Source organism: Vibrio sp. SCSIO 43136 (assembly GCF_023716565.1).
GTDB lineage: Bacteria > Pseudomonadota > Gammaproteobacteria > Enterobacterales > Vibrionaceae > Vibrio.
Map to the genome: position 1 here is coordinate 727,181 of NZ_CP071849.1, position 16,666 is coordinate 743,846.

The following is a 16,666-nucleotide window of genomic DNA, read 5'->3' on the forward strand; positions in this document are numbered from 1 at the left end:
CACCTTTAACATATATTGCACATGCAAGTTTATGGCTTGATGGCGCTACTTTCAAGGCATCTATTAAGCTTCAAAGCGTACTAGATCAATACACATCTAGATGTAACGGTGAAAGAATTGGTTGCGCCCATTTGATTTCGCTTCGTATAAGAGTTCATCAGCTGCGGACAGGTATTGTTGCCAGTTGTTGATTAAAGATTTCTGAGAAGCGCCACTGACCGCACCAATCGACGCGGTGACGTCAACTGGCCCAATTGACGTAGTAAAAGGCGCTTTATTGATGACGATATTCAATCTTTCTATTAAAGCGGTCGGCGATGCATCTCCATGTTCCATAAAGCACAAGAACTCTTCACCACCCCAGCGTACCAGTAGATCACCTCGTCGAATGGCGTGGTTTAAGCGACGGCTAGTTTCTTTAAGCACTTCGTCACCGACACTGTGCCCATAGCGGTCATTGATGCTTTTGAAATGATCAAGGTCTAGCAAAGCTAAGGTAAAACGAGAGTCATGCTTCTGATCTTGGGTTTGAACGTTTTGCAGAAAGTTTTCCAAATAACGTCGGTTGTGAAGCCCGGTCAATGCGTCTTCGGTGGCCTCGCGCGAGAGTTCAACATTGGTATTGGATAACTCTTGGTTCACCCCGCGGATTTTGCGCATCTGATACAGTTGATAGAGCATCGTTGCCAGTACAATCAGCCCTAACACAAGAAACAGATTGGTACGGATCTCTTCCTGAGCTGTGCGGGCTTCGGCAAGATATTTCTCAGCACGAAGCAGTGCCAACTCGTTTTGTTGCTGATGACTGAAGAAATTAATTTCTTCCATCTCAAGACGTTCTTCTTTTTCTTTTTCACGATACTTTTTATCGTGCTGCTGGTAGTCGGCAAGATAATGGTATGCTCGTTGATAGTCACCTTGCATCTCTGATACTTTTGCCAGCATGTTTAACGTGTGGATAACATCAATTTCATTGCGTAGAGCGGTAAAGTTTTCGAGAGCATTTAGTAAAGAAACCTGAGCTTGTTCCAATTTCCCGGTGTTCATCTCTAACTGACCGATGATGCGCTGGCACAAGCCCAATTCGAGTTTGAATTTTGTGGCTTCAGGGTTGTTTAAGCAGCGGTTCATGGTTTCAAAAGCTTGTTCAGTTTTATTCTGAGCATAAAGCAGTTGCGCATGCACGTATTCGGCGCGCATTCTTACCCGATTTGAAAGACTGTTTTTGCTAAGTTCAAGGTATTTGCTATAGGCTTGTTCAGCCAAATCCAACTGGCTGAATTGCGTGCGTACCATTGTAAGTGTTAGATACTGTACCGATATCGTATCTGGGTCTTGCATCTCTTGCTCGTCATAAAGCTCAATGGCTTTTTCAACATAGTTGAGTGCTTGCTGCCAGTCCGTCATCTGGGTGTACAATAAGGAAATGTTACCGTATATCTGAGCTAGTAGACGGTTTTCCGACACGTCACTTCCTGCGTCAATACCTTGATGATAATAGCTCTGCGCACGCACCATTTCCCCTTCAATGGTGTGAATGATCCCTAACACATTGTAGGCGGTCACTTGGACGGAACGTTCATTGATCTGCTTGGCAAGTGCGATGGCTTTGTGCAGCAGCGGTTCAGCCTTTTTCATCGCACCTTGCTTGACGTGGCCGATGGCAATGTCCAACTTAGCCTGAGCTTGCATCCAAAGGTCTCCACTATTTTCACCAAGGATCAGTAGCTTTCGCCCGTAGGTAACTGACTTACCTAAATTGCCTTTCATCAACCAGATATTAGCTTCGATTCGATATAGGAAAGCGAGATATAAAGGCTCGCGAGTGAAGTCGATTTGTTCTTTAAGTTTGGTCAATGCTTGGAAAGTCTTTTCTGGCTCAGCCAACGAGTCCTCATATAAGTCGAGAATAGCTTGGCCGTGAGGTAGCTTCTTAAGCATCTGTTGGGCAGAGTAGACAGGGTTAGCCTTAGTGACAGTTGGGATACTAGGTGTAGGTTCCAGAATAAACCAAGCCAAAGCCAAACATGTCACCAATACGATACTGAATGATAGTATCGGCCTGTTGTATCCCATCTATGTACTCCACTGCTGAGTAGGTGCGATATCAAATTATATGCAAGCATAAAAAAAATGGCGAGTAATTTAATAAAATCACTCGCCATTAAGTTTAGTCATTGGTTTAGCTGTTAGGGTTAAATGCTTCCGAATTTGTTGCAGTGGTTTTTTTGCTCAGTTTGATTTGCGAAAGCATTACACCAGTAATTACCATTAGTCCGCCGACCAAATGGAAGACAGTGATCGTCTCATCGAGCAATTGCGCAGCAAAGAGAATTGTGATGACAGGCAACAAGTTCATGAACATTGCGGCTCCATCTGCGCCAATTCTGTCTATCGCTTTCACCCATAAGAAGGGGGCGATGACTGAAGCACCTACGGCTGCGTAAGCGATCAGATGAGCTGACTCGGCTGGTGGAATGATATTGTCACTGGTGAGCCATACCGGACAAAGCATCGCAACCGCAAACACGCCTTGCATGTATACGAATTGCCAATTAGTTAGTGGCATGGTCCAGCGTTTGATCAAAACACAGTAAAGCGCATAGACAAGTGCCGCTAACACCATGAGTCCATCCCCCACAGTGGCCGCATTATGGAATAGAAACAGGATATCACCGTGGCCGAGCATAAAGGCAAGACCTGCGAGTGAGATGACTGCCCCAACAATGCTCAGCATAGAGATTTTCTTCCCCAGTAACGGCAGGCTAAAGAAAACAGCTAACAAAGGTACCAGCGAAGTGATCAGAGCCATGTTTGAAGCCGATGTCGTGACTGCTGCGAAATAGCCTAGCGACTGATTTAATACCATACCTAGAGCAGCTAGAGCGACAAGCTTCATAGTGTATGGGCGTATGGTTTTCCAGTCTCTGATCACAGAAGGAAGGCAAAAAGGTGTTAAGATCAAGACGGCAAAAAACCAGCGGTAAAAACTCATGGCTGTTGGCTCTATAGTCTCAACAGCAAGTTTATTAACGATGGCGTTTCCACTCCAAATGACGACAGTTAAAAAAGGAAAGAGATAATTCATGTGAACTCCATCAAGGTTTTACCGTGGTGATAAGTATCTCACGTCGATATAATTGTATATATCGCTCATCGGACATTAATCACTTATGGTCAGACAAGATAGTCAATCTCCACGAATACACCCTTCCATTTCTATTGATGAACTGCCTGATCAAGTCTACTTGAACTTCGATGCATTTCGCTCAAACACTGTCACTCGCGAGCACGCTCATACGTGGGGTCAATTGCAAATAATACGAGGTGGAATGCTTGAGCTTAATGCGGAGGGTACACGTTTCCTTGCTCCTCCACATCTTGCCATTTGGGTACCAGCGGGAGTGATGCACCACAGTTTTAACCGCAAGCCTGTCGATTACTGTTCACTCAATATCATGGCAGAGCATACGTCTCGTTTGCCGACTCATACTTGCTTGCTCGGTGTGACGCCAATTCTAAATGCCATCATTGAAGACTTTCGTACTCGATCGATAAGTGTTGCTGGCACTGACCAAGATAAACGCTTGGTGCAAGTGCTATTAGATCAGTTGGCGATGGCTAACATTGAGCAGCACTTTTTACCTAGTAGTGATCACAAACTTCTTGCTCCGATCTTACAGGGGCTCGAAGAGGACCCTACGGATGGACGAACGCTTGCGCAATGGGCAAGTCAAGTGCACGCCACAGAAAGGACAGTTGCGAGGTATTGTCAAAGTGAGCTTGGGATGAGTTTCACCGAATGGCGTATGAGGATGCGCTACCTACATTCAATGGACTTATTGCAAAAGGGGCGGTCAGTAAAAGAGACAGCATTCTTGCTTGGTTACAATCAAGCGAGCCCATTCATCACTATGTTTAAACGCTATGCTGGAATAACACCAGAGCAGTATAAGTTAAACAAGCGCGCCGCTAATTAGCGTACAGACATTAAAAAGGCCCAGGAACTATCCTAGGCCTTTGAGTGATTATCGAGCAAAAATGTTATTTCACTTTCCAGCTGATCTCTTCACCACCACGGATTGGCACAACGATGTCAGAGCCAAACGGCATTGTTTCTGGCACTGTCCACACATCTTTTTCAAGGGTTACAGTATCTTCGTTGCGTGGTAGGCCATAAAAGTCTGGGCCATTGTGCGAAACAAATGCTTCGAAATGTTCCATCTTGCCTTCCGCTTCAAATACTTCTGCGTATAGTTCGATAGCCGCGTGAGCGGTGTAAGAACCTGCACAGCCACAGCATGACTCTTTTGCACCTTTAGCGTGTGGCGCTGAATCAGTACCGATGAAGAACTTCTTGCTACCGCTGGTTGCCGCTTCCACAAGTGCCGCTTGGTGGGTGTTACGCTTAAGAATTGGCAGGCAGTAGAAGTGAGGTTTAATGCCACCTACTAGCATGTGGTTACGATTGTAAAGTAGGTGGTGAGCAGTAATGGTTGCACCGACATTGTCGCCTGCATTTTTAACGAAAGCTGCTGCATCGGCAGTAGTGATGTGCTCAAGAACAATCTTAAGGCCTGGGAAGTCATCAACGATTGGTGCTAGAACCGTATCTAGGAACACTTTTTCACGGTCGAAAATGTCAACATCGTGCGTGGTAACTTCACCGTGAACTAGTAGTAGCATGCCAACTTCTTGCATCGCTTCTAGAACAGGGTAGATATTCTTAGCATCGGTCACACCAGAATCTGAGTTAGTTGTTGCACCCGCTGGGTAAAGCTTTGCTGCAACCACTTTGCCGCTTGCTTTTGCTTTGCGGATTTCATCAGGCGTCGTGTTATCTGTTAGGTATAACGCCATCAAAGGTTCGAATTGAGCGCTTGGCTGCTGGGCCATGATGCGGTCACGGTAGGCGATGGCCATTTCAGTATCAGTCACAGGTGGGACAGTGTTTGGCATGATCAGTGCGCGGCCGTTGTAGCGGCTGATGTCACGAACTGTATCTTTAAGGACTTCACCGTCGCGAAGGTGAACGTGCCAATCATCTGGACGAGTAATAGTAAGCGTAGTCATTTAGAAGCTCCCACCGAAGTTTTGAATGCAAATTAGGAGCCAAACGGCAAAAAGTAATGCAATGTGAAATTGCGCAACCGTTTAGGCGACTGGATGATAGTGGAAAACTCAGTGCAAATCACGTGTTTTTTTGCGGCATTAACGGCTACAATCGTTACAAAACACTCGTTTGGGCCTATCGGCTGAAAATTCTTAGTAAAATATGAGTAAAGTCATGTCAGAGCAGTCACTGTTAGCACAAGTAAACATCTATCCTATTAAATCTATTGCTGGGATTTCACTTTCAAGCGCTTGGGTTGAAAAGCAAGGACTTTGCTTTGACCGCCGCTTTATGATCGCACTGCCGGATGGTGGTATGGTCACGGCACGCAAGTACCCGAAGATGGTTAAAGTTGCCGCCAGTTTACTGCCAGATGGAATGATACTAACTTATCCAGATATGCCTGATTTGCGTTTGCGCTACAGCGATTTTGAAATGGCAGAAGTCTCTACTCAAGTTTGGAACGACAGGTTTGCTGCATTCAGTACCACGGACGCAGCAAACAAGTGGTTTCAATCTATTTTGGGTATTGATGTACAGCTTCTATTTACTGGTGAGCAATCTAATCGTGTGCGTGAAAAAATCGGTCACAACGTTAGCTTTGCCGATGGTTACCCGTTATTGATAATCGGTCAGGGTTCTCTTGACGAGCTCAATCGCCGCAGCTCAGATTTTCATGTAATGGAGCAGTTTCGAACCAATTTAGTTGCTGCCACGTCAGAACCTTTTGAAGAGGATACTTGGAAGCGAATCCGAATTGGCCAAGTGGAGTTTGAAAGCGTTAAACCATGTGAACGTTGTATTTTGACCACGGTGGATACGCAAAAAGGGGATTTCCGAGCGTCTAAAGAGCCTTTAAAAACCTTGAGCGAGTTCCGAGCTAACGAGAGAGGCGGCGTCTTCTTCGGTCAAAACTTGGTGGCCAAAAATGAAGGCATGATTCAGGCGGGCGATACCATTGAAATCCTAGAGTATAAAGAGCCTGAGTTTTACCCAGACAACAGTACCCAAGCACTTAATTTGACTTGCGTTGATCGTCAGTGGATCGCAAAAGACTTTGCAACCTTTTGGTTTGAACCGAAGCAAGGCGATTTACCAAATTTCAAACCGGGTCAGCATCTGCCTATTGAGGTGATGATTAACGGGGAGAAACACAGCCGATATTACTCACTCTCTTCGAGTCCATTTCATCCTAGCCGATACGCTATCTCTGTAAAACGTGTAGAAGATGGTCGAGTTTCTAATTGGATGTTAGACAACCTTCAAATAGGGGATGTACTTCAGGCGGATACTCCAACTGGTGATTTTCATCTTAGTCAGTCTCAGACTCCGCTGCTGCTAATGTCTGCAGGAAGTGGCATTACTCCAATGCTATCCATGCTTCGCTATTTGGTTGATAACGATGAGCTTACGGATGTGGTCTTCTATCATCAGTGCAGCAGCATTGAGGATATTCCCGTGAAAGAGGAGTTAGAGAAACTCAATGATCTCTATCCTCAGCTACAGTTAATGATTTCTATCAGTGGCAAGTCAACCACATGGAAGGGGCTCTCTGGGCGATTGACTCTTTCGCACTTGAAAAAAATACCGAACCTCGCCGAGCGACAAGTGTTCGTGTGTGGACCTCAAGGTTTTATGGATAAAGCCAACAACCTGATGAGCAAATTAGGTTTACCAGATAACCAATACCATCAAGAAGCCTTTGCGACGGAAGTTGTTGCGACAGAACCTGAAAAAGCTGTGTCGATCACTGTTAACGGTGCAACCTTTATTGGTAACAACCAACAGCCATTGTTAGTGCAGGCGGAAGAGCAAGGAGTGGATATCCCATATACTTGTCGCGCAGGTTTATGCGGTGCGTGTAAGGTGACGGTCAAACAAGGAGAGGTTATCCAACCGGATATGCCAGCATTACTACCTAGTGATAAACAAGAAAATATTGCTTTGGCCTGCTGCTGTATTCCTAGTGACAATTTAGAAGTTGAGTTTTGATTAAATCAAAACAGCTAATAAAAATGCCAGCGATGATTCGCTGGCATTTTTATTAGCTGAGGTACACTTAACGATGCGGACTTAGTCGTAGATCGTTGGGATTGGCGCACGCTTGTGTTGCGTTGCCTTGTAAATAGAAATAAGGCGCTCTGCCGCTTCTTTTGATACAGGCTTGCCTTCTAGGAAGTCATCAATCTGATCGTAAGAAAGGTTTAGCGCATCTTCGTCTGCTTTTTGTGGGTCCAACTCTTCAAGGTCGGCCGTTGGTGTCTTCTTAACTAGTAACTGCGGAGCGCCTAGCTCTGCTGCGACTTGACGCACTTGGCGTTTGCTAAGGCCAAACAGCGGAGCTAAGTCGCAAGCGCCATCACCAAACTTAGTGTAAAAACCTGTGATGTTCTCTGCTGAGTGGTCAGTACCTAGTACCAAACCCCCAACGTAACCAGCGATTTCATATTGAGCCACCATGCGAGCACGCGCTTTAACGTTACCTTTGACGAAATCAACTTTCGCAGCATCAGTAGGTAATAATCCTGTACCTTCTAGTGCGACATGAGATGCGGCGTGCAAGCCGTCAACACCTTGTTTGATATTGACAGAAACAGAGTGGCTTGGCTTGATGAATGATAACGCTAGCTGTGCTTCGTCTTCATCTTTTTGTTCGCCATAAGGTAGGCGAACCGCAACAAATTGGTAGTCGCTGCTATCTGACTCTTGGTTAAGTTGCTCAACGGCGAGTTGTGCCAAACGTCCACAAGTTGTTGAGTCAACACCACCACTGATCCCCAATACCAGAGCTTTGCATCCTGAACCTTTAAGCGTGTTCTTAATGAAATCGACTCGACGAGTGATCTCGAATTGAGGGTCAATTTCTGGAAGGACGCGCATTTCCTCGCGAATTTGTTGTTCCATGTCTATTCCTTATCTGCAGCATTTGCGAAACTTGTTATATGATACCCAAATCAATTGATTATGAAACAGAGAAACCTATCTTGTATGGTCTCTTAGCGCTTATTTGAAGGTTTATTATACGAATGGAAAAAATTGCAGTATTTGGTAGTGCATTTAACCCACCGAGTTTGGGTCATGCGTCAGTTCTTTCTTCATTAGCTCATTTTGATCGAGTTTTGTTGGTGCCAAGTTTGGCTCACGCTTGGGGTAAGAAGATGTTGGACTACGAACAACGCTGCGACATGGTGCAGCTGTTTATCCAAGATTTAGCACTACCTAATCTCGAGCTCAGTCGTATCGAAGAGGCTTTGTATCAACCGGATCAAAGTGTGACCACATACGCAGTTTTACAGCGCCTTGCTATAGAAAACCCTAACAGTGACCTGACATTTGTGGTTGGACCTGATAACTTATTTAAGTTCGCTCAGTTTTATCGGGCAGAAGAAATAGCCGAACTGTGGAATGTGATGGCTTGCCCTGAACGAGTGAAGGTTCGAAGCACTATGATTAGAGAACATTTAGCGCAAGGAAAAGCGATAAAGGATCTAACGACACCTTCGATTTCAGCTTATTTGGAAGAGAACCAAGTTTACCGTGATGATTAAAGCAGCCAGTATTGCACTGGTACTTAGCCTGCTATGGATGGCAAAAGCACTTGCTTGTAACCCTTTTGAACAACCTTCATCAGTGGTTTTGCTGGAGAAAGCAGAACAGAGTTTTTGCCACAAAGTGGTAGAAGAACTCGATAACTTGAAAGAAGGTCTGTTTTCTATCAGCTCGTCTGTCGCAAAAAACTCTCTCAATAATGATTACTGGAAACAGTGGTCAATCAATGAAAGCTCTGACCCATTACTGACCCAGCAGCTCGATAGTAAAAACTACTTTGGATTAGGTGTTTGGATGCCTTCTCAGTTCGATGAAGAAATTGAGGGCATGAGTTATCAAGAGTACCTGCAAGCTCACGGTGTTCAGTTTAGCCTTGGATTAGGTGAGCAAAACGGCAATGAGCCTCGAATGCGAATTGATTACCAGTGGCACAAAGACTTTGATCCTAACTTTTCCGTCCAACTTGAAGTACCGTTCTAAGCCGACAAAAAGAGGCGCTTAAAGCGCCTCTCCCATGACCATCATAGATAACTGCTCGAACTCTTCGGTACAACCACCAAAAAATTCTTCAATCACGGCATCTCGCCTTCCACCTGATTGCATGCGCTTTTTCGCTTCACGTAGGCTTAGCATCAGCAGCATCTCTTTACTTAATCCGCTGTCATTGTCAGGGCTCCACTGAGTGATCTGCTGACTAAGAGGGGACATCTCTAGAAGAGGGCGCAGTTGGGTAACTTCGTCTCTTACTACATTCAACAAATTATGGAGGTGTGTATCTGCGACCTTTTGTGTCGCAAGTTTGGTTAAGATTGCTTGGGTGACATCCGGTAAGGTCACATACCCTGCTTGGGTCTTAAACTCATCTTTCAGGCGCACTGAAAAATCCACTCGGGTGGTTTGCGTACCCGGAAGAAAAGTTAACGATGTTAAGCAGTCAAAAGGAAGCCAAACACTATCGCCCGGCTCAACGACGTATTCATTTTTGCCTAGGCGGACCAGTAACATGCCCTTATCGACAAGAATAAGAGAATGCTTATTCAGTTTCTTTCTCGGAGTTGATACGAGAAAAGGTAGAGAGTCTTGTTGAAATTCAACTGCCAAATTCATTGATATTGCTCGAATTAGAATGCTGTTGACTAGAATAACGGTTCACTTTCCAAATGCCAATTGGGTTGTGAGGGTTTAGTCAAAATTCGGATGATTTTCAAGTAAGTGTCATAAAGGGTGGTATAGTTTCGACCTCAATCGCTGGTCTGACCTTGCAAACTATGCGGCTTTGGAGAGTGTGTATTGACGCAACAATGCGTAGAATAAGCGCGATTTTTACGGATATGACAATTTAAATGACTGACAATAACGATATTTACCACGACATTCGCCCATACAATGACAGTGAAATCCCAGGGGCTATTGAGCGCCTGATCAATGACGAAGAGTTCATTGATGCTATTCTTTCTCACCGATTTCACAATCGAGCTGGCTGGTTTAAAGCGCTGGTTGGCCCAATCGTTAAAGTTTATCTCAAGTTTAAGTGGGCTAAATTTACCACGGTAGAATCTATTCAACGTGAGATTGAAAAATACCTAGCTAAATTAGTCAAACAAACCACGGATGGCGTTACCTTTACTGGCCTTGAAAACCTCGACAAAAACAGTACTTACCTGTTTGTGTCAAACCATCGTGATATCGCAATGGACCCAGCATTAGTCAACTGGGGATTGCATAACGCAGGCCACAAAACCTCTCGCATTGCGATTGGTGACAATCTACTTAAAAAAGCGTGTGCGACTGAACTGATGCGAATCAACAAGAGCTTTATCGTGAAACGTGGTGCAAAGGGCCCGCGCGAAATGATGAAAGCGCTAGCGCAGCTGTCTGGATATATTAAGCATTCACTCGAAGACGGACATTCCATCTGGATTGCGCAAAAAGAAGGCCGAGCTAAAGATGGCAATGACCAAACCGATCCAGCAATTCTAAAGATGTTCCATGTTGAGGGTCGTAAGCAGAAAGTACCTTTTGCCGAGTACATCCGCTCGCTTAAAATCGTGCCAGTCTCTATCTCATACGAAAATGATCCATGCGATATCGCTAAGGCTAAAGAGCTGTTTGAAAAACAAAGCTCAGGAACTTATGAAAAAGGCGAATTCGAGGACATTGAGAGCATTATTCAAGGGATCATTGGCTACAAAGGTCGTGTGCATGTTGCATTTGGCGACGTGATTGACCAAGACTTTGAAACCCCAGAAGCGCTGGCGACAGAGCTTGATCGTCAAATTCACGATAACTACAAGATCTACCCGATTAACCAATACGCTGCTGGTTTGAAGGTTGAGGAAGAGTCTGCGAGCAATACATTGAAGCAGAAACTGACCGAATTACCAGAAGGTGCGCATTCTTTCTTAACCGAAATGTACGCTAACCCGGTTCGAAATAAAGCCTAATATAAACAAGACGGTAAAAAAGGGTGATGGTTTTTCCATCACCCTTTTTTTATGATCGTATCACGAACTTGGGTAACAATGAGTCGTTGTAATCGCTGTTTAACAAAGGCAACGCATGCTGTTGAGAATCTTGGCTAACTTTATGCAGTGGTTTGAAAAAGTTAAAACGATATCAATATGAGCGTTATGCGGTGTTATGCGAGTTAGCCTACCACCGAGTGTTTAAACAAACCCGCTATGGATTTGACCCGACAGGGCAGCGCATCGTTAACAATCGCTACGGCAAGGTTTTGATGAGGATCTTGTGGAGCATCGATCAAGAAGAAGTGATTGTGGTGATTAAAGGTTCTCACAATCTAGCTGATTGGTTACTTAACTTGGTCCTGTGGCCCAAGTCGGCTAAGAACTTCGGCTTACACTATGCCATTCATAGAGGTTTTCATTTCCTGCTTACCCAAGAAAGCTTACCTGCCCATAAAAACGATCAATTAGGCTTAACTGTCATTGAACGTACCGAAGCCATTCTTAAGCCTCTAATAGAAGAGGGAAAACGTGTTTCCATCACTGGCCACTCATCTGGTGGAGCAATAGGGACTGTGATCGCCGATTATATAGAGCTCAATTATCCCGGAGCGATTAAAAGAGTTGTTACCTTTGGTGCACCAGCAGCGGGAGATTGGCGCTATCGGCGTCGTTATCGTCTGTTCAGGCGAACGTACCGAATCTGTTGCGATCTAGATATCGTCACTTTCATGCCGCCTTTACCGCTTTTCTATTGGCATGTGGGTAAAATGTTATGGCTATACAATGGACGTATCTATGAAAATACACCGCCTTGGATGAGATTTTCGCGATCAATCTTGAGCTGGATCATCCGCCCATTCTCGTATCACTTGATGAGTAAATATATACGCAACAAGGATTTTTTTGATGAGCGTTAACCTTTGTTGTGGCTATTTACTTTGCGACATTTGTAATTAAGTTACATGATGCATAATGAAGTTTGTCGCTAGAGAATTCTCCTTGGCGAAAATGGAGCCAAGCAGAGTAAAATTTTGTGGGTTATGTTTTGCATGGTGTTTTCCTTGTGTTGCATTCGTGTTGTAAGTTGCGGGTTTCATAGTGATTTATGTCACGTAATTGATTTGTACAAGAAATTTTATTTCAGTTTCCTTGTGTTGCGCTGCTAATCTCCTTGGCGCTTTGAAAAGATGTCAAAGTGCATAAATAAGGAGTGTTCATGAAGAATACCAAGAAGCCAATGTCTCTGACCGGCCGCGTAATTTTAGGTATGGTGTTAGGCATTTTTACGGGGTTTGCGATTCGAACTCTGTTTGCTGAAAATGGATTTGTTGATGCATATATCGTCAACGGTTTATTGGATGTAGGGGGACAAATCTTCATCGCTAGCTTGAAGATGCTAGTGGTCCCACTTGTATTTGTATCACTGGTCTGCGGTACCAGTTCTCTCAAAGATATAACGACGCTGGGTCGTCTTGGTGGTAAAACGCTAAGTTTCTATTTAATTACCACGGCGGTTGCGATTACTTTAGCGCTAACAATGGGCACTGTATTCCAACCAGGAGCAGGTGCAGATCTAACCGCAGCAAGTAGTTTCCAATCTGCGACAGCACCATCACTTGGTGAAGTGATTGTTGGTATGTTCCCGACCAACCCTATTAGCGCAATGGCTGAAGGTAAGACACTTCAAGTGATCGTGTTTGCCGTTCTATTTGGTATTGCAATCAGTGCGGCGGGCAAACCAGGTGAGCGCATTGCTGCGATCTTTGAAGACCTTAACGAAGTCATCATGAAGCTGGTGGCATTGCTGATGAACCTAGCGCCTTATGGTGTGTTCTGTCTGATGGCAAAACTGTTCACAGGTCTTGGTCTAGACGCCATCGTTAATCTTGCTGAGTATTTTGTTGTTCTGGCTGCGACGTTAATGATCCACGGTCTAATCACTTACAGCATCTTGCTGAAGGTGTTCACAGGTCTGAATCCAATTGTGTTCTTACGCAAAATGGAAGACGCCATTATGTTTGCTTTTTCTACCGCGTCTTCAAATGCGACCATCCCGGTCACACTTGAAACAGTAAAGAACCGTTTAGGCGTGAAAAACCGCGTTGCATCATTCACTGTACCGCTTGGTGCTACAGTGAATATGGATGGTACTGCGATCATGCAAGGTGTAGCGACAGCGTTCATTGCTCAGGCATTTAATATCGACCTGACCATGGGGGATTACTTGACGGTGATCTTCACTGCGACACTGGCCTCAATTGGTACAGCGGGTGTTCCGGGTGTAGGTTTGGTTATGCTAGCGATGGTACTTGGTCAAGTTGGCCTGCCACTAGAAGGTATTGCACTTATCATGGGTGTTGACCGTCTACTAGATATGATCCGAACAGCGGTTAACATCACGGGTGATAGTGCTGTTAGTGTGATTGTTGCGAAATCTGAAGGTGACCTAGACGAAGCTCGTTTCGCTGACCCGAAGGCGGGCGAAAAGGAAGAAGAGGTCCATCTTTCTTATAGTCAGCAATCTTAGTGATTGAAGTGATGAAAAGAGGCTCGCAATGTTGCGAGCCTCTTTTTTATGCGATGTACTCCGCCAGTTGTTTGGCATCGGGTAGAGCGGTCATCGCCCCTTTTTGGGTGGTTGCCAAAGCACCACACGCATTTGCCCAGCTGACCGCCGTTAGGATTTGATCCCATTCTTGCCAATTTTTGAGGGTTGAAAGTCGAGCTAATAGACCACCAACAAAAGCATCTCCTGCACCTGTGGTATCAACAGCTTTGATGGCTTTACCACTGACCAGTTGTTGCTTTTTGCTAGTAACGACCAATGCTCCTTTAGCACCTTGAGTGACAAGTACTAGAGGTGTGCTATTTGCTTTAATTGCTTCAAGACCAGCTTCCAGAGACCCGGTTTGAGTTAGGAACATCAGTTCGTCGTCAGAAAATTTGACTACATCGGCGAGTTTCAGAGCTTGGTTTACTACCGGAATGATTTCAGATCGGTCGGCCCAAACTTCATCGCGTAGATTAGGGTCAAAGCTAACATAACCGCCAGCATTCTTGATGCGTTTCATCGCTTCTAGAGTGGTTGAGCGACTCGGTTCATTGGCTAACGCGATAGAACAGACGTGTAGCCATTCACCTGGAATAAAGGTCGGAATATCACTTGGTTGCGTAAATTGGTCAGCACTTGGCTTAACCATAAAGGTAAAGCTGCGTTCACCTTGATCGTCAAGGTCAACGATAACAGTGGAAGTGCGCTGTGCTTCGTCTAGCAACAGGTTGTCAGTATTTACATTTTCATTGTTGAGTGTTTGCAGCATAAATCGCCCTAGCGGGTCGAGCCCAACGCGTCCAAAGAACCCAACCTCACCAGCTAAACGAGCGATAGCGACAGCGACATTTGCAGGCGCACCGCCAGGACATTTTAGATAAGTGGTCTTCGTATCTGGGATCAAGTCTACTACCGCATCACCAGTTACCCATACTTTGCTCATTAGAATTACCTCAACTAATTTGGTTTAAGATAGTTTACTAAAACGGTTTAGCAAAGCAATCAGGAGTGTTTTGAGGTATAGTAGTTAGCGCTGAAAGTTTGATCAAAAGCACGGTTTATAAAAGGGTAGAGAGTGGTAAATCGCAAAGTAGAAGGTAAAAGGGAAAACGGAAAAGGGGAGCGGGACAAGGCCAACGGTAAAAAGCTCAAGCTTGCCGATATTGCCCAGCTTGCTGGGGTTTCGAAATCCACGGTCAGTTTTGTGCTCAATGGGCATGCGCAGAAACATCGTATAGCGCCAGATACGGTCGAGAAAGTTCGTCGAGTGGTAGAAGAGTATCAGTATGCACCGAGTCTTTACGCTAGGGCACTCAAGTCCAAGCGTACGCTTACCTATGGGTTAGTGATCCCTGATCTTACCAATATGGGTTTTGCCACTATCGCTCATCATTTAGAGAAACTCTGTCTACAACAGGGTTACCAACTGCTTATAGCGTCTACTGAAGATGATATTGATACTGAGAAAAATGCGGTAAACAATCTGATTTCTCGCCAAGTAGACGGTCTGATGGTTGCCAGCTGTCACCTTGATGCGCATTTTTACTCCACTATCACGCAAGATACGCCAACCGTATTTTTTGACCGCCAATTTGCTTATGATGCAGCAACCTTTGTGGTGACCGATACCAAACAAAGTGTTGAGCAATTAGTGACTAAACTTGTACAAGGCAGGCAAGAGTGTGTTTACTTTGGCGGCCAAACGGAACTGTCTCCCAGTAAAGCACGTTTGGCAGGTTTTCAATCGGCATTAAAGAATCAAGGTATGTCCCTTGAGACCAATAGGGTTTCTCACGGGAATTATCATCCTGACTCAGGCTATCAGCAGATGAAGGCATGCGTGGAAGAGTTAGGGAGGTTGCCAGAGGCGATTTTTACTGGCTCTTACTCTTTGCTCGAAGGAGTAATGAAGTACTTTGTACAACATCCAGAGCTCGATAAACAACAAGTTAAAGTGGCGACTTTTGATAACTATTCGATTCTTGATTGCTTGGAGTGGAAGATTGATTCTGTAGAGCAGAATTGTGAATCAATCGCTTTAAAGGTATTTAATGCTCTGTCAGATGAGATAGATAATTTAGCAGAACCCAAGCTAATCACGGTAGATGCTAAGATCCACTATCGGTCTAAATAGTTATAAATACAAAAAAGGCGCTCAATGAGCGCCTTTTTTAAATCAGATCAATTACTTCTTACGGCAGAATTCGCAACGAAGCCAGATATCTCGGCCTTCAACTTTGCCAGAGAACAGTGCTGGGTCATCTTTTGCAAGGCCGATACCACGTACCACAGTACCTTGCTTAACCACCATAGAAGAGCCTTTTACTGGAAGGTCTTTGATGATAGTTACGTCGTCACCTTTTTTCAGCTCAACGCCGTTGAAATCTAGGTGTTTATCATCAGCAGACATGCCTTTCATTGCCCAAGTCATGGTTTCTTCTTCCATGTACATCATATCTAGAAGGTCTTGTGCCCAAGTCTCGCCTTTACCTGTTAAGCGAGTCAGTTGACGCCATGCCATTACTTGTACTGGTTCAACTTGGCTCCACATGCTGTCGTTTAGACAACGCCAGTGGTTCACGTCCATCTTGTCTGCATCTTCTGCCTGATCAAGACAGGTATCGCAAAGCATGATTGCGTGATCAACTGTTACGTTAGTATGTGGGAAGACAGCAAACGGAGTTAGGGAAGTTTCTGCGCCACATAGTTCACATTTTGAATCACAGCGCGCAAGCATAGTTGCTTCAGTAGACATAGCGAGTCTCACTTATTTATGAGTAATAATGGGCGAGTATTATCCACTTTCTCAGTGGGATTTAAAGCCTATTGCAAAATTTATTGGTTAGACCTTAAATACTACTCTAAACTTAACAATAACAGCACGATACAGTTACATACCTGTTATAAGTGGAAGTTAAATTTACCTAAATCTGACTTTCCTATAGTACAATCGATAAGATTATCGTTTATCTTGCACTCAGTTTA

Annotated in this window: 15 protein-coding genes; 8 read left to right on the forward strand and 7 right to left on the reverse strand. The window is 44.6% G+C overall.

The genetic code is table 11. The annotated features are described in order from the left end of the window. Positions 1-96: 96 nt before the first annotated feature. Both J4N39_RS18000 and J4N39_RS18005 read right to left on the reverse strand, forming a co-directional pair. Positions 97-2,076 (reverse strand): tetratricopeptide repeat-containing diguanylate cyclase, encoded by a 1,980-nt coding sequence (locus J4N39_RS18000; protein ID WP_252026495.1) that lies wholly within the window; start codon positions 2,074-2,076, stop codon positions 97-99. Between the two features lie 106 nt (positions 2,077-2,182). Then, positions 2,183-3,088 carry a DMT family transporter gene (locus J4N39_RS18005; RefSeq protein WP_252026497.1) on the reverse strand — a complete coding sequence of 302 codons (906 nt, stop codon included), beginning with the start codon at positions 3,086-3,088 and terminating at the stop codon, positions 2,183-2,185. Between the two features lie 85 nt (positions 3,089-3,173). Here J4N39_RS18005 and J4N39_RS18010 point away from each other — a divergent pair, with 85 nt between their 5' ends. After that, complete coding sequence (locus tag J4N39_RS18010; protein ID WP_252026499.1) at positions 3,174-3,980, forward strand: AraC family transcriptional regulator; 807 nt, start codon at positions 3,174-3,176, stop codon at positions 3,978-3,980. 64 nt (positions 3,981-4,044) lie between these two features. On the opposite strand, the gene pyrC is transcribed toward J4N39_RS18010, so the two are convergent. Continuing rightward, complete coding sequence (gene pyrC / locus J4N39_RS18015; RefSeq protein WP_252026501.1) at positions 4,045-5,073, reverse strand: dihydroorotase; 1,029 nt, start codon at positions 5,071-5,073, stop codon at positions 4,045-4,047. Positions 5,074-5,287: 214 nt separating this feature from the next. Here pyrC and J4N39_RS18020 point away from each other — a divergent pair, with 214 nt between their 5' ends. Beyond that, positions 5,288-7,105: a hybrid-cluster NAD(P)-dependent oxidoreductase gene (locus J4N39_RS18020; RefSeq protein ID WP_252026503.1), complete on the forward strand. Its 1,818-nt coding sequence runs from the start codon at positions 5,288-5,290 to the stop codon at positions 7,103-7,105. 81 nt (positions 7,106-7,186) lie between these two features. On the opposite strand, the gene nadE is transcribed toward J4N39_RS18020, so the two are convergent. Further along, the gene (gene nadE, locus J4N39_RS18025) at positions 7,187-8,017 is read right to left on the reverse strand and encodes an NAD(+) synthase (protein ID WP_252026505.1); all 831 of its coding nucleotides are present in this window, start codon (positions 8,015-8,017) and stop codon (positions 7,187-7,189) included. Positions 8,018-8,139: 122 nt separating this feature from the next. On the opposite strand from nadE, the gene J4N39_RS18030 reads away from it, so the two are divergent. Both J4N39_RS18030 and J4N39_RS18035 read left to right on the forward strand, forming a co-directional pair. After that, a complete protein-coding gene (locus J4N39_RS18030) occupies positions 8,140-8,661 on the forward strand; it encodes a nicotinate-nicotinamide nucleotide adenylyltransferase (protein WP_252026507.1) in 522 nt (173 codons plus the stop codon). Continuing rightward, positions 8,654-9,142 carry a hypothetical protein gene (locus J4N39_RS18035; protein ID WP_252026509.1) on the forward strand — a complete coding sequence of 163 codons (489 nt, stop codon included), beginning with the start codon at positions 8,654-8,656 and terminating at the stop codon, positions 9,140-9,142. Before J4N39_RS18030 ends, J4N39_RS18035 begins: the two co-directional genes overlap by 8 nt. Positions 9,143-9,160: 18 nt before the next feature. On the opposite strand, the gene J4N39_RS18040 is transcribed toward J4N39_RS18035, so the two are convergent. Beyond that, positions 9,161-9,769 carry an AraC family transcriptional regulator gene (locus tag J4N39_RS18040; protein ID WP_252026511.1) on the reverse strand — a complete coding sequence of 203 codons (609 nt, stop codon included), beginning with the start codon at positions 9,767-9,769 and terminating at the stop codon, positions 9,161-9,163. 236 nt (positions 9,770-10,005) lie between these two features. Between J4N39_RS18040 and J4N39_RS18045 the strand changes: the two genes are divergently transcribed. The 3 genes from J4N39_RS18045 to J4N39_RS18055 all read left to right on the forward strand — a co-directional run bounded on the left by J4N39_RS18045 (position 10,006) and on the right by J4N39_RS18055 (position 13,657). After that, a complete protein-coding gene (locus J4N39_RS18045) occupies positions 10,006-11,106 on the forward strand; it encodes a 1-acyl-sn-glycerol-3-phosphate acyltransferase (RefSeq protein ID WP_252026513.1) in 1,101 nt (366 codons plus the stop codon). A gap of 152 nt (positions 11,107-11,258) precedes the next feature. Continuing rightward, positions 11,259-12,047, forward strand: a complete 789-nt coding sequence (locus J4N39_RS18050; RefSeq protein ID WP_252026515.1) for a lipase family protein — start codon at positions 11,259-11,261, stop codon at positions 12,045-12,047. A 299-nt stretch (positions 12,048-12,346) separates the two neighbouring features. Further along, a complete protein-coding gene (locus tag J4N39_RS18055) occupies positions 12,347-13,657 on the forward strand; it encodes a dicarboxylate/amino acid:cation symporter (protein WP_252026516.1) in 1,311 nt (436 codons plus the stop codon). Between the two features lie 46 nt (positions 13,658-13,703). Here J4N39_RS18055 and cscK read toward each other — a convergent pair whose 3' ends face one another. Beyond that, complete coding sequence (cscK, locus tag J4N39_RS18060) at positions 13,704-14,624, reverse strand: fructokinase (RefSeq protein WP_252026518.1); 921 nt, start codon at positions 14,622-14,624, stop codon at positions 13,704-13,706. Between the two features lie 132 nt (positions 14,625-14,756). Between cscK and J4N39_RS18065 the strand changes: the two genes are divergently transcribed. Beyond that, positions 14,757-15,815 (forward strand): substrate-binding domain-containing protein, encoded by a 1,059-nt coding sequence (locus J4N39_RS18065; RefSeq protein WP_252026520.1) that lies wholly within the window; start codon positions 14,757-14,759, stop codon positions 15,813-15,815. Positions 15,816-15,866: 51 nt separating this feature from the next. On the opposite strand, the gene J4N39_RS18070 is transcribed toward J4N39_RS18065, so the two are convergent. After that, positions 15,867-16,436, reverse strand: coding sequence for a PhnA domain-containing protein (locus tag J4N39_RS18070; protein WP_252026522.1), 570 nt, complete (start codon positions 16,434-16,436; stop codon positions 15,867-15,869). Positions 16,437-16,666 lie beyond the last annotated feature (230 nt).

Coding starts and splice junctions, on each gene's coding strand:
- J4N39_RS18070 (WP_252026522.1), bottom strand. CDS start 16,436: ATGTCTACTGAAGCAACTATGCTTGCGCGCTGTGATTCAAAATGTGAA.
- J4N39_RS18035 (WP_252026509.1), top strand. CDS start 8,654: ATGATTAAAGCAGCCAGTATTGCACTGGTACTTAGCCTGCTATGGATG.
- J4N39_RS18055 (WP_252026516.1), top strand. CDS start 12,347: ATGAAGAATACCAAGAAGCCAATGTCTCTGACCGGCCGCGTAATTTTA.
- J4N39_RS18000 (WP_252026495.1), bottom strand. CDS start 2,076: ATGGGATACAACAGGCCGATACTATCATTCAGTATCGTATTGGTGACA.
- J4N39_RS18040 (WP_252026511.1), bottom strand. CDS start 9,769: ATGAATTTGGCAGTTGAATTTCAACAAGACTCTCTACCTTTTCTCGTA.
- cscK (WP_252026518.1), bottom strand. CDS start 14,624: ATGAGCAAAGTATGGGTAACTGGTGATGCGGTAGTAGACTTGATCCCA.
- J4N39_RS18030 (WP_252026507.1), top strand. CDS start 8,140: ATGGAAAAAATTGCAGTATTTGGTAGTGCATTTAACCCACCGAGTTTG.
- J4N39_RS18005 (WP_252026497.1), bottom strand. CDS start 3,088: ATGAATTATCTCTTTCCTTTTTTAACTGTCGTCATTTGGAGTGGAAAC.
- J4N39_RS18010 (WP_252026499.1), top strand. CDS start 3,174: ATGGTCAGACAAGATAGTCAATCTCCACGAATACACCCTTCCATTTCT.
- J4N39_RS18020 (WP_252026503.1), top strand. CDS start 5,288: ATGTCAGAGCAGTCACTGTTAGCACAAGTAAACATCTATCCTATTAAA.
- pyrC (WP_252026501.1), bottom strand. CDS start 5,073: ATGACTACGCTTACTATTACTCGTCCAGATGATTGGCACGTTCACCTT.
- nadE (WP_252026505.1), bottom strand. CDS start 8,017: ATGGAACAACAAATTCGCGAGGAAATGCGCGTCCTTCCAGAAATTGAC.
- J4N39_RS18045 (WP_252026513.1), top strand. CDS start 10,006: ATGACTGACAATAACGATATTTACCACGACATTCGCCCATACAATGAC.